The following is a 22,155-nucleotide window of genomic DNA, read 5'->3' as shown; positions in this document are numbered from 1 at the left end:
TGACGGTCTGAAGAGCGGCCGCAGTTTTTGAAATCGAGGTCTCTGGATTTCCCTTTCACAGCCACTGCGCTTCACACAACTTCGTCACATGGCCAGTAACGCTTCGCACATTCGTCCGAAATCGGCGGCATTCGTCGTAATGGTTGGGCTGGTCAGCTTGCTTCTGGCTGCGGAAAGCGTCCGCATCGCCTGGGCGGCACAGCTTGGCAAGTCGTCAAAGGTTGCAGACTTGAAGAAGGCAGTCTCTCTGGATCCCGCCAATCCCAACCTTCACTTTCGACTGGGAATGGCAGAAGCTTTTGACCTGGAAAATCCCGACACCGCGGCCGGGGTTGAGCAATTGGACCTCGCCACCCGGTTGAGTCCGCACGAAACGCGTTACTGGAGCGCTCTGGCTTCCGCCTGCCAATTCCAGGGGAACAGCATCTGTGCCGGCGAGGCGATCTCCAGGACGCTTTCGCTGAGGCCGATGGCTCCCCGGATTCACTGGGAAGCAGCCAATTACTACCTGTGGGCAAACCGGCAGGACGAGGCCTTTAGCCAGTTTCGACGCCTGCTGGATCTGGATCCCGCTTATGCCGGTGCATCCTTTCGAGCTTCCCTGGGATCGACGAGCGACCCACAGCTTGTGTACGACTCCCTGGTCACGCCTGCCGCCAGTCCAAAATTGCAGCTTGCTTACATCAGTTTCACCTCATCACACAACTACGGAGACTTTGCATTTCAAATCTGGAAAGAACTGGTGGCAAGCAAAGCAGACATCTCCTTCTCTGATGCTGATCCTTACCTTGAAGGGTTGATCAACGACCACAAATATGACCAGGCGGTGAGCGTGTGGAATGACCTGCAAGCGCGGGGCCTGGCGCCGCAATCAGACGGCGGTTCCAATCTGGTTTTCAATGGAGGCTTCGAACACATTCCTATAAATGCCGGATTCGACTGGCGGTATCAGAAAGATCCCTATACGACGGTCCAGTTAGCGACTCATCTGCCTTCCGCAGGGAAACGTTGCCTTCGGATTGACTTCAGCGATGTTGGAAATCATCAGGATGAGCCGGTCTATCAGATTATTCCCGTCAGGGCAGATCAGAACTACGTGCTCACTGCGCAGGTCCATTCAGTCAACATAGTTTCTGCCAGCGGGCCCGTTCTGCGCGTGACCGATCCGGTCTGCTGGCAGTGCCTGACCGCCTCAACGGACGCGATAATGGGCACGACGCCCTGGCGCCAGATCAACTTGCGATTTCGGACGGGCCCCCGGACGGACGCTGTGCGCGTATCGATCTGGCGTGCCCGCAGCCTGGGCTACCCGACGGAAATTCTGGGAACGCTTTGGCTGGATCAAGTGTCGCTAAAAGCTGAAACTCCAGTTGCTGCCCAGGTGGACAAGAAGAAGATGGGGCCCTCCTGATGGCAACAATCGCCACCGTTCTTGGCCGCCCGCGCCCTTCCGAGAAGGCATTCCCCCGATCGGAGAGCCGGCGTGTACCTCGACCTACTGCCATCGCGCGCTACTTGTTCGTGTTTACGCTGATGGCTGCCCCGACGGCGTTCGGTTCAGTCCAGACCTGGGCATGGGCAAGCCTGGCTGTGATTGCCGCAATCCTTTTGGTCCTGTGGGCGTTGGGCTGTGCTCATAGCCGGGTTGTGACGATACGGTGGTCGCCTCTCTACGTTCCCGCCGTGTTGTACTTACTGCTGGGGGTCGGGCAGATCGCCAGCCATCTCACGCTGAATCCGTTCGCGACCCGGGAGGCATTGATCAAGCTGGCAACCAGTTTTGTTTTTCTCTTCCTGGCCGTTCAACTCTCGGCCGATGCTTCCGCCAAGCTTTGGAATCGCTTTGGTCTGGCCGTACTCATTTATTCATTCTCAATCGCATCGTTCGCAATCATCCAATACTTCACAAGCTACGGTTTAATTTACTGGAAGATCGCGGCGCGAGACGGAGATATCTTTGGCCCATACGTTAATCACAACAATTATGCGGGCCTGATGGAAATGCTGATTCCGATCTGTATGTGCTACGCGCTATATCGATGCCTGAAGAATACCGATCAGATGCTGCTGATCTTCGGCGTGTGCGGGGCGATCGCTTCCTTACTCCTTTCCGGCTCGAGAGGCGGGATGATTTCGGTTGCCGCTGAGATCGTCATTCTGGGCATGGTCATCTGGCGGTGGAATAAAAATCGAGGGAACCTCCGGAAATGGAGGGTTATTGGACTGGTGGGCGCGGCTGGTCTCGCAGTGGTGCTCTTCGCAGTAACGCCAAACAGCGGTTGGCAACGTTTGGCCTCAATTGCGGGAGTGGTCCAGAAGCCGGACGTGACACTCGAGAACCGATTGACCGTCAGCCGGGACGCCCTTGCGGAGCTGCGTGACTACCGCTGGCTGGGGACCGGTCTGGGAACTTTCGATACCGTCTTCCCGCAATATCAGACCTTCCCGACCGATTTAGCCTGGACCCATGCCCACAATGATTATGTGGAAGCGCTGACTGAAACCGGAATCGTGGGCGGCTTCATCATCCTGTCGGGATTGCTGCTGTTTGTCTGGCTGGTATTCCGCAATCTGCGCAGGCGCACCGATGATGTCCAATGGTGGATTCAATTGGGGGCGGCCCTAGGCTGTTGCGGGCTGCTGATCCATAGTTTCGCAGACTTCAACCTGCACATTCCGGCAAATATGGCCTGGTTCGCCGTGTGCGCGGGAATATCCATAGCGCCGGTTGCTTCCTCGCGGCCCAAAGAAGGACCTCGATCGGGCCAGTAAGTCCAGGCGCCAGGCACGATTGCGAAATCCATTGAGTCTTCCGAAATCTCTTCCAACATGGCTACACTGTGTTTGCAAGAAGCGCGGACCGGGCATTGACCTTGCCGGTCTATCCGTCCTGCGGCCTGCCTGAGCTACGGTCTTGGACTCCACGGGCCCGTTTTCGCTTTCCGATTCGAAGCAATTCACTTCCATTCGAGTTGACACAGTCCCGGACAAGTGTTTCGAAGCTGCAAGGCCAGCTTCTTGAAAGGAGGCGCAATTTGAAAGGAGTCATTCTTGCCGGAGGCACGGGATCGCGACTTTTTCCCCTGACGAAAATCACCAACAAGCATTTGCTCCCTGTTTACACCGAGCCGATGATCTTCTACCCAATCCGGGCGCTGATCAATGCCGGTATCACCGAGATTCTGATCGTGACCGGCGGGCGCAACTCGGGCGACTTTCTCCGCCTCCTTAGCAACGGCAAAGAGTTTGGCCTCCGCCACCTCAACTACACCTACCAGGAGGGCGAAGGAGGCATCGCCGATGCCTTAAAACTGGCGGAGTACTTTGCAGGCGGGGAGAAGATGTGCGTCATCCTGGGCGACAATATCATCGAGGGTAGCATCACACTGGCTGCCGAACGCTTTGAACGCCAGCAGACGGGCGCGCACATCATCCTCAAGGAAGTTCCCTTTCCCCAGCGGTTCGGCGTCCCTGTTTTTGAGGGCGACAGGATCGTCCGAATTCAGGAGAAGCCGGAAAAGCCCGCGAGCCCTTTTGCCGTCACTGGAATTTATTTCTACGACTCGACCGTCTTTGACAAGATCAAACGCCTGAATCCGTCCATGCGCGGCGAACTCGAAATCACCGACGTCAACAATTCCTATCTGGACGACGGCACTCTGACCTACAGCGTTTTGGACGGCTGGTGGACGGACGCAGGCACCTTTGAATCCTTGAGAAGCGCCACGAACCTCGTTGCGGAGACAGGCGCGAACAGACTCAACCTGGATGCTCAGGGGCAGATAGCCGAGGTGGCGGAAACACCGAATGAAGTGGGTCAAAGATGAAACTGGCGATCACCGGCGGAGCGGGTTTTATCGGTTCAAACTTCGTACGCTACATGTTGGAGAAATATCCGGCCTATTCCATCCTCAACCTGGACAACCTGACCTACTCCGGGAACCTCGAAAACCTGGCTGACGCGCTCGGGAATCCGCGCCATCAATTTTTGAAACTGGACATTTGCCATGGCGACGAAACGCTGCAAGCGCTTTCTCAGGGGGTGGATGCTGTCGTCCATTTCGCGGCGGAATCGCACGTCGATCGGAGCATTCTGGATGGATCAGTGTTCGTCCGGACCAACGTGCTGGGAACTCAAAGCCTGCTGGATGCCGCGCGTCAATCGGGCGTCCGGCGTTTCGTACACGTCAGTACGGATGAAGTCTACGGGAACGCGCCTGAAACACAGAAATTTCGGGAGGAGCATCCCCTGGCTCCCAACAGCCCCTACGCAGCCAGCAAAGCCGCGTCCGATCTGCTGGCCCGCGCATACTTTCAGACCTACCGGTTCCCGGTGATTGTTACCCGCTGCTCCAACAATTTTGGGCCTTACCAGTTTCCGGAAAAGTTCATTCCTCTCCTTATCAGCCGCGCGCTGGAGAACCAGAGCATTCCCATTTACGGCGACGGCCTCCAGGTGCGCGACTGGATTTTTGTGGAGGACCACTGCCGGGCTTTGGATGCTGTTCTCCACGAAGGACGCGAGGGTGAAATTTACAACATCGGCGGCGGCAATGAATGGCCCAACCTTGAAATTGCCAAAAGGATTCTGGACATTCTCCAAAAACCCCATTCCCTGCTGACGTCTGTTCAGGACCGGCCGGGTCATGACCGGCGCTATGCGGTGGATTCTTCCAAGATCAAATCTGAACTCGGCTGGAAGCCTGAAATGAATTTTACAGCGGGTTTGGCCGCGACGATCGACTGGTATGTGGCAAACGCCGCGTGGAGAGAGCGGATCCAGAATCAAGCCTACCGTTCCTATTGTCAGGAGCAGTACGAACGGCGTGACGAGACTTTGAAAAGAATACAGAACCCCGGAGGGCGCTCTACATGCGCATCCTTGTGACTGGGGCAGGTGGGATGCTGGCACACGCCCTGGTCCCTGTTCTTGAGCAAGATCACGAGGTGTGCGGGCTCACCAGAAAAGACTGCGACCTCTGTGATGAGAACAGGGTCCGCAAAATGTTTCTGCGCCAACAACCTGACATGGTGGTCCATCTCGCCGCTTTCACCAATGTTGATGGTTGCGAACTCGATCCAGAAAGAGCAAAGGCCTGGAACGGGCTTGCGACGCTCAATGTTGCCAAGGCGGCCGCGAAGATCGAGGCCGCGCTTTTATACACAAGCACCGACTATGTTTTCGACGGCCAGGCAATCCGGCCGTATTCCGAAGATGCCCAAGCCAATCCCCTCAGCGTCTATGGAAAAACAAAGCTGATGGGAGAAAAGTACGTGCAGGAGATGGTTGAGCGTTCCTTCATTGTCCGGACGTCGTGGCTCTACGGCAGCGGCGGGAGGAATTTTGTCTCGACGGTCCTGGGACTGGCGCGCGAGACATCTGAGCTCCGCGTTGTCAATGACCAGCGAGGATCGCCGACCTATACCAGACATCTGGCAGAAAAGCTGGCGGCACTCGTAATGACCCGCGAGTATGGCATCTATAACATGACGGCAAGTGGAGATTGCACGTGGTTCGAGTTCGCCCGGAAGATCCTGGATTCGTATGGCCTTCAAGAAACTCACGTGGTCCCCATCTCTACATCGGAATGCAACCGCCCCGCCCTCAGGCCTGCCTATTCTGTCCTTGCGAACCAGCGGCTCAGTTCAATGGGCATGGGACCCTTGCCGCATTGGGAGGAAGGACTGGAGAACTACCTCGCGGAAATTCGTGATGGAGGGAACCACGCTGACAAACTTATCAGGAATCGACCAGCCGAAGCCAGAGTCGTCTGAGAGGCGGCTGATCGGCGAGCGCGCGGGGCTGCGTCTTGTACTGCCACACCACGAGCACGCCGGGATTGGCGACGTGATCGGCAGTCTGCGATCTTCCCGGCTGATCGCTGGCGTTGAACTCGAACCGATGGTCCAGTGGCCGGACGACCGCGGTTGCTTCACCGAACTCTTTCGCTTTGGCGCGCCCGGTGTCGCGCAGGAGTTCAACCCTCAGAGCGTCCGTGAGATTCAGGTTTCATTCACCGTTTCTTATCCCGGCGTGATCAAGGCGATCCATTACCACTTTGCCCAAACCGACCTGTGGGCCCCGCTGGCGGGCATGTTCCAGGTTTTTCTATGCGATCTTCGAGACGATTCACCCAGTTGGGGTTGCATCAACACTTTGTTCATCGGCACGCAGCGTCCCTGGAAGGTTCGGATCCCGCCGGGCGTTGCCCATGGCTATAAGGTCATCGGCGAGGGTCCTGCCCAACTTCTCTATGCAACCGACCATTTCTACGACCCGGCCGACGAAGGCCGGATAGCTTTCGATGACCCGGAGATCAATTACGATTGGATTCGAAGACCACGCTAGTTTGTCCGGGAACGCTCTTGAGGACCGCGACCGCGGCCACAGCGGCCGAGACACCGCGACCTTTGGCTTGAAGTGGAATCAGGGAGGTGAATGGCTCGGTTGAGACACCGCCTTGCTATGGACGGTGGCTGAAGCAACGATTTCAAACGGAACGGCATGAATTTTAACATCACTCAGAGATCAGACGCAGGATTGCGGCACTCAAGCCAGGAAGCCGGAACGCCATTGGCGCCGGACAACCAGAAAACATCCTGGAGTTTTCCCACAGATCCGGCCATTAGTCTGGTACTCTCGCGCTATTGGGGCGCGATCCGTCGTCACGCCCTGAAGATCGCCATCTTTGTGGCGGCAACACTGCTCTTCACCGGCGCCATCCTGTTGCGCCTGCCCAAGAAGTACGAATCGACATGCGTCATCCGGTTGGACCCTTCCGTCCCGGTAAGCGTGGTCAGCAACCAGCCCGGCGGGGGCCAGGACAGCGACGTGCTGTTTGCTACAGCTACGAAGGAAATTACTACGCCCGCCGTGGTAACGCCGATTGTCGAGAAACTCGGACTATGGGCACCTCCTGGGGACAATTCTTCAACAGATGTTCCTCCTTCGTTCGTGGCGGGAATTACCAGAAACATTAAGACCAGCCAGGAACCTGGAACGTATCTTCTAAACGTGTCGTACCGCTCATCTTCCCCGGACCAGGCGGCGGCAGTGGCCAATGCCCTGGCCGAGCAGTTCATCGAGCACGAGTATGACACGCGCAACAGCGCTCTTGTAAGTCTGACCCAGTACATGCGAGAGCAGATCAAAGAACTTGGCCAGCGTATGAAGGAAAGCCAGGTCGCTCTCGATGCGTTTGAGCGCGAAAACAATATTATCAACCCGGACAGCACTTCCAGCCTGATGAACCAGCAGCTTTCATCTCTGCAACAAGATCTCGGCCAGGAGCAGGCGAAGCAGCGCACGCTCGAAGCCAACCTCGCGCTTGCAAAAGAGGGAACCCTCGACGCTCTTCTCGTCTCCGACCGGGGTGATTCGCTGGCTGCTCTTATCCAGGCGCAGCAGCAGTCACAGCTGCAGCTTGACGTCCTGTCTTCAAAGTATGGGCCGGGAAACTACCTTTTCCAACAAAAACAGCGTGAACTGGCCCACATCAATAGCTCGGTTGAGAAAGCACAACAGCACATCCTGGCGCAAATCAGCGCCCAGGCCCGCGCCCAGGCGGTTCAGGTAAGGTTGACGGAGCGCCAGTTGGCCGATGCCAAAGGCCAGCTCGAAGAATTCAACCGCAAGAACGTACAATTCCAGATTCTCAAGCACCAGGCCGATACTGACCAGCTGATTTACTCTGACCTGCTTCAGCGGGTGGATGCCGCTGACGTCAGCGCCGGCTATCATTCGACTGCGCTGCGAATTATCGATGCGGCCACGCCCAACCCTTCTCCCGTTTACCCGCGCACCAAGGAGACGCTCATACTGGCCCTGCTCCTGTCCGGGATGCTGGGCGTGGTGGGCGCAGTTACGGCCGACGGATTGGACCAGACGTTGCGCGATCCCAGGGCGGTCCCCTCCGAACTGGGCACGGGGCTTTTGGGTTCCCTGCCAGAGGTGCGAAACGGCACCGAGATCAAATCGCTGCTGATGCCCGCGAGTGTCACAGAGAGCCAGGACGCGAATGCGGATGGCACGCCCTTCGCAGAATCGCTCCTGGGAATCCGGTCCACTCTTCTTCTCGGGGCCTCCGGCAGCCCCATGCGTGCCCTGGCCGTCATCAGTTCCAGACCTGAAGAAGGGAAGACAACCGTGGCGATGACTCTCGCCATGTCTATGGCCGCGCTTGGCAGGCGCACTGTGCTTGTGGACGGCGATCTCCGCCGGCCCCAGGTGCACAGGGTCCTCGACATCTCCAACCGCCTGGGCCTGAGTTCCATTTTGCAGGACCATGCGACGCTTGAGGAGGCCGTGGTTCCCGGAGGGATTGATCGATTGAGCATCCTGCCCGCGGGCCCTCTTTCCATCAATGCGCGGGAACATATTGCAGCCCGGATCGGGGAAGTGATTGAGGAGCTCAAAACGCGGTTCGAGATCGTCGTGATCGATACGCCTCCCATGCTGGGCTTTGCCGATGGGTTGAACGTGGCCAGTGTGGCGGACGCCTCCCTTTTGGTAGTGCGGGCAGGACGGACCTCCCGCGATTGCGTGCAGATGGTAATCGACCAGCTACGCCAGGTCCGCGCACAGCTCGCCGGCATCGTCCTCAACGGCGTCACGCCGGAGATGAGCCACCACTATTACTACTACCACGACGGGTATCACTCTTACCGCGCCCATAGGAATGGAAACGATGGAGACGATGATGCATAAGTGGAACCCTGATCGAAAAGTATGGATGGTCACGGCAGAGTGTCTCGAATCAATTCTTCCCTGGCTGCGCACGGTCTGCCCCGGAGGAATTGCTGCCGCCACGGCCGCGACGCTTGGCGTCTTCCTGGCGCTGGGGACTCCCGTGCGGGCTCAATCACCCTCCTCCCTCGTGTCCGGGCCATCATCATCCACCCTGCAGCCACCGTCGCAGCAGCAGGAAATGCCAACACCGGCGCCTATTCCGTCTCCCATGAGCGCTCCTCCTGAGTATCGGATTGGGACCGGCGACGTCCTGGGGATCGTTATTTATGACATGCCTGAGCTCAATCGAACCGCTGTCGTGGGATCACAGGGGGCGCTCGTGCTTTCTTATTTCCCGCAGCCACTCGAAATCAACGGAAAAACGACGCTGCAAGTCGGGCAGGACGTTGCTTCGGAACTGAAGCAACTCCAAATACTGCTGGATCCTCAGGTAAGCGTGACAGTCATCAGAGTGGAAAGCAAGCCAGTCGTCGTGGGTGGGAGCGTCAGGAATCCGCAGGTGCTACAGGAAATGCGACCTCTGACCCTGCAGGAAGTGCTGATGCTTGCGGGCGGTCCCGAGCAGGGGGCCGGGAACAGCGTGCTCGTGACTCGAGACGACGGAACTGGAAACGCCGTCGCATATGATCTTTCGCTCAAGAAAGTGCTTTCCGGGACCGATCCAAAATTCAACATCCCGGTCAGCCCTGGGGACACCGTACAGGTCCTGCCCGATCAGAAAGTCTTCGTCGCCGGGGACGTCAAGAATCCCGGATCGTTCATGCTGGGCCGTGGCGAGAAGCTTACCATATCCAAGCTGATGGCGTTGACAGGCGGGTGGAAACCCACCGCCAAACCCGGCAGTGCCGTGATCGTGCGCGACGATGCGGACGGGAAACGGCAAACGGTGCCGCTGGACCTGCCGAAGATCATGGAGCGCAAGGCGCCGGATGTGACCCTCGAAGCGAATGACCTGGTCTACGTGCCGGGGAGCGCGGGGAAGAAGTTAGGGCTAACAGTGCTCAACGGTGTGGGGGCCGGAGCCATGGTGGCCACCGGTTACCTCATCATAAGACATTAGGAATGGACGGACCCTGCAACGGAAAATTTTACACGCTGTGACAGAAGTGAACAGCTTTTTCAAAAGCGGCAGAATTTCGTCCAATATTTTTTAACAAATGCAATAAAATGAACAACTTAATAATTTTAAAATTTTATTCCCGAAAATCCCATGCGTCTCATCTGGGTTGTATTTCGTGATTTAACTAGCCTACTATGTGTGGCCTACGTAGACTTCCGGCCGCAGCGGCCGCGATGTTCGCCTGATTGGCCTTCTGTCCCGGCCAGCCTGGCCGCTCAAAGGCCGCCCGGCGCTCCCCAATGGCCACAAGCGTTTCGTCCAAATTCATGTCGAAATCTGACACAAGACCCGTGGTTTCTGGACGCGTATTACAAGCGGTTCAATTTGCCGTTGCCGTCGCTGGCGCTGTCTGGGCCCTTTCAACCGTTCTCTCGATTGCATGAATTCAACTGAAACAACATCCGCCATCCACGTTGATGTCAGCGGACGAACGCTGGCCCGCAACACGGCGCTGAACCTTACGGGCCGCGTAGCGCCTCTCGTGGTGGCGATTGCCACCGTCCCATACGTGATCCATCACCTGGGCCCTGACCGTTACGGCTTGCTCTCGCTGGCCTGGATCGTGGTGGGTTATTTCGCGCTTTTCAACCTGGGCATGGGCCCGGCCACCACCAAGTTTGTGGCGGAACTTCTGGGCAAGGGGGAAGCCGGGAAGCTGCCGCAGCTTGTGTGGACGGCGCTGGCCTGCCAGACGTGCATGGGCCTCGCGGGCGGCATTGTGCTGGCCGCCGCTTCGCCCTTCCTGGTGGAGCGCGTGCTCAAGATTCCCCCCGGCCTCCACGCCGAGGCGCACCTTGTCCTGCTGATCATGGCCGCCCTTCTGCCCTTTGACTTTGCCAGCGGCTCGATGCAGGGCGTGCTGGGGGCCTCGCAGCGCTTTGACCTGCTCACCGCCGTCAGCCTTCCCGCCAGCACGCTCAGTTATCTATTGCCCGTCGTTGTCCTGGCGCTGGGGTACGGGCTGCCGGCCATCGTCCTCGTCCTGGCGCTGGCGCGCCTTGCCTCCCTCGCGGTGGTCACGGTAATTTGCCTGCGTCTCTATCCGGCGCTGCGCCGCGTCCGCTTCGATTTCCGGCTCGTCCGGTCGCTGCTGGGTTTCGGCGGCTGGGTCACGGTCACCAGCGCCGTCGGGCCCATCCTCACTTACTTTGACCGTTTTCTCATCGGCGCCGTCGTTTCCGTTGCCGCCGTCGGCTATTACGCGCCTCCTTTCATGATCGCGACAAAGATGTGGATCCTTCCCACCAGCCTCGTGGCCACGCTTTTTCCCGCCTTCAGCACGTCCGCCGGGCGCGGAGACGGTGAGTGGATCAGGCGCACGCTCGTCCGCTCGCTCAAATTCCTGATCCTGATCGTCGGCCCGACTGCGCTGCTGATGGTCTTCTTCGCCCGGCCGTTCCTCACCCTATGGCTGGGCACACAATATGCGGACGAAGGCGCACTGGTGCTCCAGATCATGGCCCTGGCTGTTTTTGTCAACTCGCTGGCCTGGGTCCTCTTCAGCCTTCTGCAGGGCCTTGGCCGGCCCGACATTCCGGCCAAGCTCCACCTGGCGGAACTTCCTTTCTATCTCCTCCTGGTCTGGTTCCTGGCCACGCGCTTCGGCCTGCCGGGCGCGGCGTTTGCCTGGGCGTTGCGCGTCACCTTCGAGCTGGCTTACTACCTTGTTTGGGCCTGCTGGCTCACGCGGACGCCGGCGCGGCTGCTGGCGGGCAGAGACGTAAGGCGAAGCCTTGCAACCCTGCTGGCGCTGGCCCTGGGGCTCGTGCTTCTGTGGACTTCAACTCACGTTTTGATTGCCGAAGCGGCCTTCGCCGCGCTTCTCGGCGGCGGTTTCCTGCTGGCCGCCTGGCGCTACGTTCTTAATCTCGAAGAAAAATGGCAGATCAGGCTCCTGCTCAAACTGGCGCGCTGAATCCGCAACTTCCCACGTAGCACCGAGCTTTAGCCTGGCACCTGCCCGCCTGAAGCCGGGCGCTGCATGTGACACCGGGCGTAAAGGATGGCGTGAAATGAAGAAAGCACTGATAACGGGGATTTCGGGCCAGGACGGAAGTTACCTTGCTGAGCACCTGCTGGACCTCGGCTATGAAGTTTGGGGCATGGTGCGGCGGGAGCCGGCCACGTCGAGATGGCTGGAGCCTTTTGCCCATCGAATTGAAGTGGTCTACGGCGACTTGCGAGACGCCGAATCGCTCGCCGTGGCATTCCAAAAGGTCTGGCCTGACGAACTCTACAATCTGGCAGCCCAGGTTTTTGTCCCCACAAGCTGGGAGCACCCCGCCGAGACCTTCGGCATCAACGCGGGAGGGCTTGTCCGGCTGCTGCAGATAGTCGAGCGCCAGAAGCCCGACACGCGGGTTTACCAGGCTTCCACCTCGGAAATGTTCGGAAATGCCGATGGCGCGCGCAGCGAGACCACGCCCTTCAAGCCCATGTCGCCTTACGGAGTTTCGAAGATGGCAGCGCACCGCCTGGCGGAAGTCTACCGGAACCGCGGGCTGTTCGTGGCCGGGGGCATCCTGTTCAACCACGAGTCGCCGCGCCGCGGCCCTGAAATGGTGACGCGAAAAATCACTCGCGCGGCAGCCCGCTGGGCGCTGGGTGACAGGGCAAAGCTCACGCTGGGAAACCTGCAGGCGCGGCGCGACTGGGGATTTGCGGGCGATTATGTGAAAGCGATGCACGCCATGCTGCAAAAGGACTCACCGAGGGATTACGTTATCGGCACGGGCGTGTCACACAGCGTAGAAGATTTTGCGCGGCAGACCTTAAAGGAGCTGGCGGCAATTTGCGGGCCCGCCGATGTTCCTGTCTTCGAGGATTGGGTGGAAGTGGACCCACGTTTTCTGCGGACGGGGGAAATCCACGATCTGCGTGCTGACCCACGTCTCGCCCAAAAGGAGCTCGGCTGGAAGCCGGAGACAGAATTTCCGGAACTGGTCCGCATGATGGTCAAAGCTGATCTGGCTTCGGCCCAGCAAGCGCGGGGCGTTTCCAGCGCGAGCGGCCACGCCTTTGAGGAAACCGTTCAGGCCGTCATTCAGGAGTGCCTGGCAGTGAGCGGCCACCCGCAGCAGGACTGATGCAGCGCGCTCAAGCCCGGGGGCCTGTTCGAGCTCACTCTGCTTCTACAAAAGTGAGGGCGCGGGTCATCGGGAGGGCGGGCTGAGACTCGGGTGATCGGGGGATTCCCTTTTGGTAATCGGGACCGCGCTCCGAGTTCTTCGTTAACAGGTGTGAATGCAAGAACGACCAAGAATTCTATTCATAACTAAAGAGTGGCCCCTTCCGCCAGAAAACGGAGCACGGCAACGCACGCTGAATATCAGCAGGCTGCTAAGTCGCATCGGGGAAGTCTCGTTTGTAATCATCCAGAGGCACTCTGTTAACAGAGAGACTGTCCACTTGAACATGCGAGAGTTTGAAGTCCGGATGGCGCTCAATGCCCACCCTCCGGAGACAACTGGCCTGTTTGGCCGACTTCGGTGGCGGATTCGGCATGAATTCGACCCCAGGTTTATTGCAACTGATGCCTATGCAATTAGCGGGGCCGACAGAGCTGAGTTGTTGAACGAAATCCAGAAATATGACCTCGTATGGATTCAAGACGTTAAGACAGCCGATTCCTGCCGGATCGGCAAATGGCCCCGCTCGGTGCTGGACACAGTTGACGTTCCGAGTAACTGGTACTGCTCAATTGCGAAAACAGGAGACAATCTGCTGAGGCGATTGCTTTATTACCGGATGTCATGGATTTGGAAGAGGCGTCAACGGGTGTTCGCTGAACGATTCGATATTCTGACGGTGTGCAGCGACAACGAGCGAGGCCATCTGGGCAGGCACCCCCGAGTTCATATTATTCCGAACGGCTTCAACGCTCAGGCGACCCGTCGCTGGCCTCCTTCGGAGACTCCGCGCATCGGCTTTATTGGAACATGCAGGTATGAACCCAACCGGGAAGGGGTCGAGTGGTTGGCAAGTAGAGTATGGCCCCTCATAAAGCGCGAATTGCCAAATGCGCAACTTCGTCTCGTCGGCGCAGGTACCGAGGATTATTGGGCCGAGACCGGCCGGGGAGTCACCGGCCTGGGATGGTTAGAGGACCCCAGCGAAGAAATTGCCTCCTGGTCCGCAATGGTTATCCCCGTTAGATTCGGCGCCGGCACCCGGGTAAAGATGGCGGAAGGCTTTGCCAGGAAATGCCCGATTGTTGCCACCTCCACCGGCGCTTACGGCTACGGCGTCCGCGATGGAGAGGAGTTTCTGCTTGCAGAGAACCCGCAGGATTTCGCCTCCGCCTGCATCCGGCTGGCGCGCGATCCTCAGTTGGGCAGGGAACTTGCGGAACGCGCCCACCATCGCTTTCTGCGGGAATGGACGTGGGATGCGCAGGAGGGCAAGGTTCGCGCTGTGGTACGCGAGTGTCTGGCAGCAAGTAGCATCCCGGCTGAGGTCAACCCTTCACCCCGTGCCGCTGGTGGCCCAATCCACAGCCTTAACGTCTGAGCCGCGAGCCATTCGCAGGGAGGTGTCACTTATGTCAACTCTCAGTCAGAAGTTGGAGGACCGGAGTGCTTTCTCAACGAATGTCGTTCTTGCCGATATTCTTGCGACGGGCGTCTCAAAGAGCGCGGATGGAGCGGGAACGGTCGCGGTGCACTCGGCCATTACCTTGTCCGAGGGTGAGATGCTGCAAAGGGTTGTCCGCCTGATAGATCCGACCGTAAGCCTGGAGATTGGGCTTGCCTATGGGGTCTCGGCCCTCTTCATCTGCGATGCACTCAAGGTTCGAAGCGGGACGGAACACATTGTAATCGATCCGAACCAATACGTCAGCACTAACGGGTTTTGCTGGGACGGCATAGGAATGGCAAACCTTCGCCGGGCGGGTCACGGGGACATCGTCCGGCTAATTGAGGAGCCGTCCTACCGCGCGCTTCCCGAACTGGAGCGATCCGGGTGTCGCGTGGATTTCGCATTTATCGATGGATGGCACACTTTCGACTTCGCGCTTGTCGATTTCTTTTTTATTGACCGCATGCTGAACGTAGGAGGGGTTGTAGCCTTTGACGATATGCACATGCCCGCCATCCGCAAACTCTGCCGTTTCGTCAAAACCAGCCTTGCTTATTCCATCCTGGCCGTAAGTGGCTCGAGTTCGGCACCGACGTTTAAGCGTCGCGCTTCTGAGCAGTTGCTGCGCCGCTCGCCGTTTCGAAGGCTCCTTCGGCCCGAGGTCGCGACGCCGGACAAGCGAATCGGTCTCCGAGGCACCTGCATCGCGTTTAGGAAGGAAGCTGATGACACTCGGCCCTGGAGCCACTTCGAGGATTTCTGAATGGGGAAATTGCGGAGCGCGCCCACCATCACTTTATGCGGAGACATTGTCCATTCCGGCGACTGCGCGGCGGCTCTTTTCGATGTTGCGCGGCGGATCGTACAGCCGCGTCTCCCGCGGCGGGTTGGGAATTAAAGGATTGGCGAAGGACCTCGTGATGCCACTCCTCCAGCAAACCCTCACAGCGCGACCTGCCGCAGGGCGGGCAGGGCCGAAAGGGGAAGCGGATTGCGTCCAGCAGAAGCTTTAACACGAATTCAGGAAGCGCTGGAATGGGCGGCGGACGTTCTGAAGCCGTTTGAGTCCGGGTCAGCCAGGGCGCGCTTGAAAGACGACGACGAACTGGTGACGGCGGCGGACCATGCGGTGAACAAGGTGCTGCACAGCATCCTGCGGCGCAAGGGCGAGGGCTGGCTCTCAAAGGAGAGCGCGGATGACGGCTCGCGCCTTAATAACGATCGCGTCTGGATTGTGGACCCAATCGGCGGAACGCGCGAGTTTATAGCCGGAGTGCCCGAATACTGCGTTTCAATCGCATTTGTGCAGCAGGGAGTCGCCGTCGCAGGCGGCATCATGAACCCCGCCACGCATGAGACCTTCCTGGGCGCAGCCGGAGCCGGGGTCACCTACATGGGCGAGGACGTTCCTGTGGCTGCTGCCGCGAGCCTGGCCGGGGCCACGGTGCTGGCCAGCCGAAGGGAAGTGATGCGCGGGGAGTGGGAAGCCTTTCGCAACTCCGGGTTCGCCATCAGGCCGCTGGGTTCCGTGGCCTACAAACTGGCGCGGGTGGCGGCTGGATTGGCCGACGCCACCTGGACGCTGACGCCGAAACACGAATGGGACGTGGCGGCAGGCGTGGCGCTGATGGAAGCGTCAGGCGGGTTTGTAGGCACTCTCGACTTTCGCCGGCCGATGTTTAACCGCGCAGATACCCTGCTGCCGGGGCTGGCGGCGTCACGGCGAAACCTTGAGGGCGAGATCGTCAAATTGTTAAGGCCGCGCATCGCGCCGAACATTGCAACGCCCGCGAGCGTTGCCAGCCCAGGTGCGCGCGCGTTCGAGGACACCGTTCGGACGGTGATTCAGGAGTGTTTGGCAGTGGGCCGCCGCTCGCGGCAGGACTGATGCGGCGCGCTGGCAGGAGGCTGCTGAATGGACTCGGGATTGATTCGCCGCAGATGAGTTTTTCTGCAGATCAGGCTAAGAGCCGCAGATCCCGCAAGGCGGGACGGTCTGCGCTACTCCGCTCAAAAACCAATCGGGATTGAGCGATGAGCCGCAGAGAAATATGAATCCGCTGGTCTCCATCATCGTCAACAATTACAACTATGGCCGCTTTCTCTGGGAGGCCATTGACAGCGCGCTGGGGCAGACCTATCCCCATTGCGAAGTGATTGTGGTTGACGACGGCTCGACCGACAACTCGCGCGAGGTGATTGCCGGTTACCGCGAGCTCATCATTCCGGTGCTGAAGGAGAACGGCGGGCAGGCTTCGGCGTTCAATGCAGGCTTCGAAGCGTCCACGGGTGATTTGATTCTTTTCCTGGATTCCGACGACATGCTGGAGGCGGAGGCGATTGAAACCGTTGTCCGTGAATGGCGGGACGGTGTCTCTCGAATCATATTTCCTTTGGAGGTTGTCGACAAAAGCGGCAAGCCTATGGGCCGGACCAAAGGGGGCGTGGCGGTTCCGAGTCCCGCGCTGGGCCCATTCGGCATGGGCTCTCCGACCAGCGGAAACACGTTCTCTCGCGCGGCGCTCGAAAGGATCATGCCGATGCCTGAAGAGGGCTGGGAAATTGCCGCGGATATCTACCTGACAGCAACCAGCTTGTTCGGCGAAACGGTTTGTCTGAGAGAGCCGCTTGGCAAATACCGCGTACACAGAGACGCCGGCCACCCGCAGGATGATGTGGCCTGGGCTGTCAGGAATCGCATCAGATTGGATCTGAAGTTTTACGAAATTCTACATAGGCTGACCGACGGGAAGATTGGATCGCTTGAGCAATGGCTTAGCGCGTGCCCCTTGCACTGGGTTCGGCGGATCAGATCGCTTCGGGAAAGCCCAAAGGACCACCCGTGGCCCGACACCGTACCTAGCTTGCTGGCCCATGCGATAAGGGCAACGTGGCGCCAGCCGGGCCGTAATTTCCGGCGCAGGGTGGCGTATACAATCTTCGTTGTCGGCCACGCCATACTGCCCAGGAAGGCTTCGCATGGAATGTGGACGGTGGAGGGGCAAGAGCGCGGCCGGGTGTTCAAGCGCCTCCTTGGCGCGTGAGCACGCGCGCCGAGACTGTGAGCGAACAGGAGCCGGGCGGGAGCCTTATGCGACGCTGCCCATAAGGCAATCACGGAGATTTAGTTTCACTATCAGTAGCTGCAATTGAGGTCACTCCAGGGGTCTTGCGAGGGGAGACACTGACGTGAATACAATTGGAGAGCCAGGCGCCGCTCTGGAAATCGAAGAGGGGCGCCAAAAAGCGGCATCGAAGGCGGATGGCGGGTCGGCGGCATCTGAGGCTGGCGCCGTGCGGCCGCTGACCGTCAGCATCATCATCAGCAACTGCAACTATGCGCAATTTGTGGGCGAGGCGATTGACAGCGCGCTGGGCCAGACCTGCAGCAATACTGAAGTGATTGTTGTTGACGACGGTTCGACGGACGACTCTCGGCAGGTGATCGAAAGCCGGGGAGAGAGGGTGCGCGCGATTTTCAAGGCGAACGGCGGCCACGTCTCGGCCTTGAATGCGGGCTTTGCGGCCTCGACAGGCGACCTGGTCCTTTTTCTCGATTCCGACGACGTGCTGGAGCCGAACGCCATCGAAACCGCCGCGAGGGAATGGCGCGAGGGAACGGCCCGCATACTTTTTCCCCTGGAGGTAGTGGACAAGGACGGCAAACTCCTTGGACGCAGGATTGGAGGACAGGAATTGCCCAGCCCCGTCTTAGGGTCGTTCGGAGTGGGCTCGCCGACCAGCGGAAACGTGTTCTCGCGTCGGGCGCTCGAGAAGATGGTGCCCATCCCGGAAACAGAATGGAAAGCCTGTCCTGACGTTTACCTCACTGCGGCGGGCCTCTACGGCGAGGTGAAGTGCCTTCGGGAAGCGCTGGCAAGATACCGCATCCACGGGAGCAATGCCCTGGCGTGCGGAGACCCGCTGGCCGTGATCAGGAACCGCATCGAGCTGGATTTCAAACTGTATTATTCGCTGTATCGGCTGACCGGCGGAAAGATGGGGTCCCTGGACGAGTGGATCGGTGGATGCCCGCAGCACTGGGTGCGCAGGATCGTCTCGCGGCGGGGAAATCCAGGCGACGACCCGTGGCAGGGCAGTCTGCCGCACTTGACAATGAAGGCCATCAAGGCGACCTGGCGGCAGCCCCAGAGAAATTGGCGGCGCAGGCTGGCCTACTCAATCTTCGCTATTGCCTACAGCACCCTGCCGACGCAATCCTTCCGATTTCTTCAGGAGATCGACGGCGGCGCGCGCGGCCGAACATTCAGACGGCTCATCGGAACGTGAAGCCAACGACATCCTTGCGCATTCCTCCTGACCCATGCCGAGAAAAAACAACCTGTTCAACGACTACCTCTACCTGGCGCATCGGCTGGACCGTCAGAAGGCGGCCAAGTTCTGCCAGAGACTGGGGCCGAAGGTCCTGGACCTGGGCTGCGGCTACCGGCCGTATGAAGACCTGCTGCCGAAAGGAACCACTTGCGTGGGGATGGATGGCGATGCGGGGCGGCGGCCGGAGCTTGCCGGGTCATGCCTGGCTATTCCGGTGAAGGACGCCACCTTTGATTCCGTGATGTGCAACCACGTGATCGAGCATGTGCCGAAGCCCTGGCTGGCGCTTGAGGAGATTGGCCGGGTGCTGAAACCCGGCGGGCTGCTCTATCTGACCGTGCCGCAGACCTGGGGCTTGCACTACGAGCCGTACGACTTCTATCGATATACCAAATACGGGCTGGCTTACCTCCTGAGTGAGGCCGGCTTCGAGGTGGTGGAATGCGAGCCGATGGGCGGGCTGTTCACGCTGGTTGCCATCCGCCTGATTGATCTGGCCGTCCTGAATGCGCTGTTCCCGATGCTGCGGCGGATGGGAGTGCGGCGGGGGCAGTACAGGCTGGGCGCCATGCTGTTTCTGCCAGCGACGCTTATCGCCATTCCTTGCACCACCTTGTTGGACAGGTTTGACACCATGAATCAGTATGCGTGGGCCGTGCTGGCCAGACGCCTGCCTGAAAAACAGAGAACCCATGAAAATCCTGTGCGTCATTGATCGGCTGTGTACGCCCGGAGGCGCGGAAAGGCAACTGGTGACCCTGGCCCGCGCCTTGACGGCTCGCGGACACGAGTGCACGATTGCGGCACTCTTCCCTGGCTCCGACCTGGCGAAAGACCTGCCCCAATACGGAGTCAGATTCCATGAGCTTGGAGTGAGATTCCGGCGGGACTTTGCAGGCGCGGCAGCAAGAGTGGCGCGCCTGGTCCGCAAGGGCCGGTTTGACGTGGTCCAGGCCCACCTGCTGACTTCCTGCATCGCGTCGGGATTGTCGCGCGTGCTTGCAGCAGGACCGCCGCGCGTGGCGGTGCTCCACAACCTTGATTACGAAATCTATCCGGCCCGAAACCTTCGCCAAAAGGCGCTTCGCCGATTGCACCGCTTTGCGCTCCGCCGGTTGACCGACGGCGTGGTGGCCGTGAGCGACAGCGTTGGCCGGCATTATCGAGCCGAAATGGGCATCCGGCGGATCACGGCAATACCTAACGCCATTGAGCTTGGCGGGCTGCCGGAAAGCTTCCTGACTGGACGGGACAGCTTGAGGAAGGATCTGGGAGTTGGCGCCGAGGCCACTCTGCTGGCCTACTCAGCCAGGATGGTCAAGCAAAAGGGACACAGCCTGCTGCTGCGCGCGCTCGAGATCCTGAAGGGCAGAGGGACCGCTCCCAAACTTCTGCTGGTCGGCAGCGGGCCGCTGGAGCCTGAAATACGGGCCGCCGTCAGGAACGCAGGACTCGAGGGCCAGGTGATCATGACCGGCAACCTCGCTTATGCGGACGCGCTGAAGCATATCGCGGCGGCAGACCTGTTCGTTTCACCATCGAGCCTGGAGGGATTCGGGCTGGCCATCGCAGAGGCCATGGCCCTGGGCGTTCCTGTGGTGGCGGTTGCCGTCGGTTCGGTGCCGGAGGTTGTCGAGGATGGAGTTTCCGGGCTTCTGGCGCCGCCGGACGGGCCGGAGCCGTTGGCCGATGCCGTAGCGCGCGCACTGGTGGACCACGGCCTGAGGCAGCGGCTTCAGCGGGCCGCGGTGGAACGGGTCCACACACACTTCACTCCCACCGTGGTGGCAGAGCGCTGGGAGAATTATTTCGGCGATTTGATCAACGAGCGACATCGCCGAACGGTGGCAGCGAAAGCAGCGCCAGCGCCAAGGGAGATGGGATCGAATGGCTGAAGCAGCGCCGCTGTTCACGGTGTTCACATCGGCGTTTAACGCGGAGCGCACGCTACATCGGGTTTATGAAAGCCTCCAGAGCCAAACGCTGCGCAGCTTTGAATGGCTGGTGGTTAGTGACGGGTCGGTGGACGGCACGGAGGGGCTGGTTGAAAAGTGGCAGGCGAGCGCGCCGTTCCCGATTCGCCTCGAACGGCAAGCGCACTCCGGCACCGCGGCCTCGTTCAATCGCGCCGTTTCGATCGCGCGCGGGGAGTTCTTCTTCCAGATCGATCATGACGACGGCTGCAAGTCCAATGCTCTCGAAAGGCTGTGGGAAGCCTGGCGTGAAATCCCTGAACAAGCCAGGGCAGGGTACGCCGGGATGTACGTCCGCTCCTGCGATGAGAACGGCCGGCCCAATGGCGCAGGATTCGGCGTACCGTGGCGCGACGCGACTTTTCATGAGCAGTATTACAGATTTCGCGTTCGCGAGGACCAGCGTCCCTGTTGGGTGACGAAAGTCATCAGAGGATTTCCGGCGCCTGTTCTGAAGGGCTTTTCGGGCTGGCTTCCGGAGGGGCTGACACAGGCGCGCGTGGGCAGAATCTACAAGGCGCGGTGGCTCAACGAGATTTTGTATGTTTACTACCAGTCGGACCACGGGCGAGTTTCGTTGCAGAGGAATGGGTCGGGCTTTGCGCACTGGCCCGGGCTGCGGGCGCAGTACCAGGACCAACTGGCCCGTGACACGCAATGGCTGCGGTATGCTCCCGTGCAGTTTTATCGCCGTGCCGCAGCTTACTCCCGGTTCTCCTTTCGCATGGGAATAGGCCCCGCAGCGCAGTGGAGAGAGGTGGGAACCGCGCTCGGCAGGGCCTTGTGGCTGACGGCGCTTCCCGTAGGCCTGGCGTTGAACCTGATGGACCAGGCGCAAGGCCGATGAAACGCACAGTGCCAGGAATGAGCAGATGAAGGAGCACTCTTCGCCGCGCTCGGTGTTCTACATCACCTATGACGGGCTGATGGAGCCTTTGGGGCAGTCCCAGGTGCTGCCCTACCTTCGCGGGCTGGCCGGCGAATTTGCCATCACGGTAATGAGTTTTGAGAAGCCGCAGGACTGGGCGGACTGCGAGCGGCGGCAGGAACTACAGGGACAGCTTCGCCGCGCTGGAATCAAATGGATTCCCTTGCGCTACCACAAGCGTCCGACCGTGCCGGCCACGGCGTTCGACGTCGCGCATGGAATTTTGCGGGGCATGAGGTTCGCTCTCGGGAGATGCCCGCGGATTCTCCACGCTCGGGGATACGTTCCGGGTGTCATCGGGCTCGCCCTGAAGCGAGCGGCGGGAATAAGGCTCATCTTCGACATGCGCGGCTTCTGGCCGGATGAGAAGGTTGACGGCGGAGCGTGGCGGCGCGGTTCGGGCGTGTACCGGGCGGCCAAGTGGTTTGAAAAAAGATTGCTGGAACGCGCGGATGTGGTGATTTCACTCACA

General features: G+C 59.5%; 19 protein-coding genes. All 19 read left to right on the top strand.

Going from position 1 to position 22,155, the window contains the following annotated elements:
* Positions 1–88: 88 nt before the first annotated feature.
* The gene (locus VFQ24_03850; protein HET9177471.1) at positions 89–1,411 is read left to right on the top strand and encodes a hypothetical protein; all 1,323 of its coding nucleotides are present in this window, start codon (positions 89–91) and stop codon (positions 1,409–1,411) included.
* On the top strand, positions 1,411–2,772 hold the full coding sequence (locus tag VFQ24_03845) for an O-antigen ligase family protein (GenBank protein ID HET9177470.1): 1,362 nt from the start codon (positions 1,411–1,413) through the stop codon (positions 2,770–2,772). Before VFQ24_03850 ends, VFQ24_03845 begins: the two co-directional genes overlap by 1 nt.
* Positions 2,773–3,035: 263 nt before the next feature.
* Complete coding sequence (locus tag VFQ24_03840) at positions 3,036–3,827, top strand: sugar phosphate nucleotidyltransferase (GenBank protein HET9177469.1); 792 nt, start codon at positions 3,036–3,038, stop codon at positions 3,825–3,827.
* On the top strand, positions 3,824–4,888 hold the full coding sequence (gene rfbB / locus VFQ24_03835) for a dTDP-glucose 4,6-dehydratase (GenBank protein ID HET9177468.1): 1,065 nt from the start codon (positions 3,824–3,826) through the stop codon (positions 4,886–4,888). The genes VFQ24_03840 and rfbB overlap by 4 nt, the downstream gene beginning before the upstream one ends.
* Positions 4,873–5,775, top strand: coding sequence for a dTDP-4-dehydrorhamnose reductase (gene rfbD, locus VFQ24_03830; protein ID HET9177467.1), 903 nt, complete (start codon positions 4,873–4,875; stop codon positions 5,773–5,775). Before rfbB ends, rfbD begins: the two co-directional genes overlap by 16 nt.
* Positions 5,714–6,349, top strand: a complete 636-nt coding sequence (locus VFQ24_03825) for a dTDP-4-dehydrorhamnose 3,5-epimerase family protein (GenBank protein ID HET9177466.1) — start codon at positions 5,714–5,716, stop codon at positions 6,347–6,349. The genes rfbD and VFQ24_03825 overlap by 62 nt, the downstream gene beginning before the upstream one ends.
* Before the next feature lie 156 nt (positions 6,350–6,505).
* Positions 6,506–8,707 carry a polysaccharide biosynthesis tyrosine autokinase gene (locus VFQ24_03820; protein HET9177465.1) on the top strand — a complete coding sequence of 734 codons (2,202 nt, stop codon included), beginning with the start codon at positions 6,506–6,508 and terminating at the stop codon, positions 8,705–8,707.
* Positions 8,688–9,809: a polysaccharide biosynthesis/export family protein gene (locus VFQ24_03815; GenBank protein HET9177464.1), complete on the top strand. Its 1,122-nt coding sequence runs from the start codon at positions 8,688–8,690 to the stop codon at positions 9,807–9,809. Before VFQ24_03820 ends, VFQ24_03815 begins: the two co-directional genes overlap by 20 nt.
* Before the next feature lie 439 nt (positions 9,810–10,248).
* Complete coding sequence (locus tag VFQ24_03810; GenBank protein ID HET9177463.1) at positions 10,249–11,784, top strand: flippase; 1,536 nt, start codon at positions 10,249–10,251, stop codon at positions 11,782–11,784.
* 97 nt (positions 11,785–11,881) lie between these two features.
* Positions 11,882–12,955 carry a GDP-mannose 4,6-dehydratase gene (locus VFQ24_03805; GenBank protein ID HET9177462.1) on the top strand — a complete coding sequence of 358 codons (1,074 nt, stop codon included), beginning with the start codon at positions 11,882–11,884 and terminating at the stop codon, positions 12,953–12,955.
* Positions 12,956–13,112: 157 nt separating this feature from the next.
* On the top strand, positions 13,113–14,378 hold the full coding sequence (locus tag VFQ24_03800; GenBank protein HET9177461.1) for a glycosyltransferase family 4 protein: 1,266 nt from the start codon (positions 13,113–13,115) through the stop codon (positions 14,376–14,378).
* Positions 14,379–14,409: 31 nt separating this feature from the next.
* The gene (locus tag VFQ24_03795) at positions 14,410–15,210 is read left to right on the top strand and encodes a class I SAM-dependent methyltransferase (GenBank protein ID HET9177460.1); all 801 of its coding nucleotides are present in this window, start codon (positions 14,410–14,412) and stop codon (positions 15,208–15,210) included.
* Between the two features lie 228 nt (positions 15,211–15,438).
* On the top strand, positions 15,439–16,335 hold the full coding sequence (locus VFQ24_03790) for a 3'(2'),5'-bisphosphate nucleotidase CysQ (GenBank protein ID HET9177459.1): 897 nt from the start codon (positions 15,439–15,441) through the stop codon (positions 16,333–16,335).
* Positions 16,336–16,498: 163 nt separating this feature from the next.
* Positions 16,499–17,491: a glycosyltransferase family A protein gene (locus tag VFQ24_03785; GenBank protein ID HET9177458.1), complete on the top strand. Its 993-nt coding sequence runs from the start codon at positions 16,499–16,501 to the stop codon at positions 17,489–17,491.
* A 145-nt stretch (positions 17,492–17,636) separates the two neighbouring features.
* Positions 17,637–18,737 (top strand): glycosyltransferase family 2 protein, encoded by a 1,101-nt coding sequence (locus tag VFQ24_03780; protein ID HET9177457.1) that lies wholly within the window; start codon positions 17,637–17,639, stop codon positions 18,735–18,737.
* A gap of 34 nt (positions 18,738–18,771) precedes the next feature.
* Positions 18,772–19,497 (top strand): class I SAM-dependent methyltransferase, encoded by a 726-nt coding sequence (locus tag VFQ24_03775; protein HET9177456.1) that lies wholly within the window; start codon positions 18,772–18,774, stop codon positions 19,495–19,497.
* The gene (locus VFQ24_03770; protein ID HET9177455.1) at positions 19,475–20,677 is read left to right on the top strand and encodes a glycosyltransferase family 4 protein; all 1,203 of its coding nucleotides are present in this window, start codon (positions 19,475–19,477) and stop codon (positions 20,675–20,677) included. Before VFQ24_03775 ends, VFQ24_03770 begins: the two co-directional genes overlap by 23 nt.
* Complete coding sequence (locus tag VFQ24_03765; protein HET9177454.1) at positions 20,670–21,602, top strand: glycosyltransferase family A protein; 933 nt, start codon at positions 20,670–20,672, stop codon at positions 21,600–21,602. The genes VFQ24_03770 and VFQ24_03765 overlap by 8 nt, the downstream gene beginning before the upstream one ends.
* Before the next feature lie 25 nt (positions 21,603–21,627).
* A partial coding sequence (locus tag VFQ24_03760) for a glycosyltransferase (GenBank protein ID HET9177453.1) occupies positions 21,628–22,155 on the top strand: 528 nt, incomplete at its 3' end.

It is taken from the genome of Terriglobia bacterium (assembly GCA_035712365.1).
In the GTDB taxonomy this organism is placed as follows: domain Bacteria; phylum Acidobacteriota; class Terriglobia; order UBA7540; family UBA7540; genus SCRD01.
Note: the sequence above shows the minus strand (reverse complement) of the source record. Positions and strands in the feature narration are given on the sequence as shown.

Excerpts from the sequence above, each read along its gene's own strand:
- VFQ24_03770 (HET9177455.1), top strand. The coding sequence starts at position 19,475 with ATGAAAATCCTGTGCGTCATTGATCGGCTGTGTACGCCCGGAGGCGCG.
- VFQ24_03785 (HET9177458.1), top strand. The coding sequence starts at position 16,499 with ATGAATCCGCTGGTCTCCATCATCGTCAACAATTACAACTATGGCCGC.
- VFQ24_03795 (HET9177460.1), top strand. The coding sequence starts at position 14,410 with ATGTCAACTCTCAGTCAGAAGTTGGAGGACCGGAGTGCTTTCTCAACG.
- VFQ24_03765 (HET9177454.1), top strand. The coding sequence starts at position 20,670 with ATGGCTGAAGCAGCGCCGCTGTTCACGGTGTTCACATCGGCGTTTAAC.
- VFQ24_03845 (HET9177470.1), top strand. The coding sequence starts at position 1,411 with ATGGCAACAATCGCCACCGTTCTTGGCCGCCCGCGCCCTTCCGAGAAG.
- VFQ24_03810 (HET9177463.1), top strand. The coding sequence starts at position 10,249 with ATGAATTCAACTGAAACAACATCCGCCATCCACGTTGATGTCAGCGGA.
- rfbD (HET9177467.1), top strand. The coding sequence starts at position 4,873 with ATGCGCATCCTTGTGACTGGGGCAGGTGGGATGCTGGCACACGCCCTG.
- VFQ24_03815 (HET9177464.1), top strand. The coding sequence starts at position 8,688 with ATGGAGACGATGATGCATAAGTGGAACCCTGATCGAAAAGTATGGATG.
- VFQ24_03825 (HET9177466.1), top strand. The coding sequence starts at position 5,714 with ATGGAGGGAACCACGCTGACAAACTTATCAGGAATCGACCAGCCGAAG.
- VFQ24_03820 (HET9177465.1), top strand. The coding sequence starts at position 6,506 with ATGAATTTTAACATCACTCAGAGATCAGACGCAGGATTGCGGCACTCA.
- VFQ24_03850 (HET9177471.1), top strand. The coding sequence starts at position 89 with ATGGCCAGTAACGCTTCGCACATTCGTCCGAAATCGGCGGCATTCGTC.
- VFQ24_03775 (HET9177456.1), top strand. The coding sequence starts at position 18,772 with ATGCCGAGAAAAAACAACCTGTTCAACGACTACCTCTACCTGGCGCAT.
- rfbB (HET9177468.1), top strand. The coding sequence starts at position 3,824 with ATGAAACTGGCGATCACCGGCGGAGCGGGTTTTATCGGTTCAAACTTC.
- VFQ24_03805 (HET9177462.1), top strand. The coding sequence starts at position 11,882 with ATGAAGAAAGCACTGATAACGGGGATTTCGGGCCAGGACGGAAGTTAC.
- VFQ24_03800 (HET9177461.1), top strand. The coding sequence starts at position 13,113 with ATGCAAGAACGACCAAGAATTCTATTCATAACTAAAGAGTGGCCCCTT.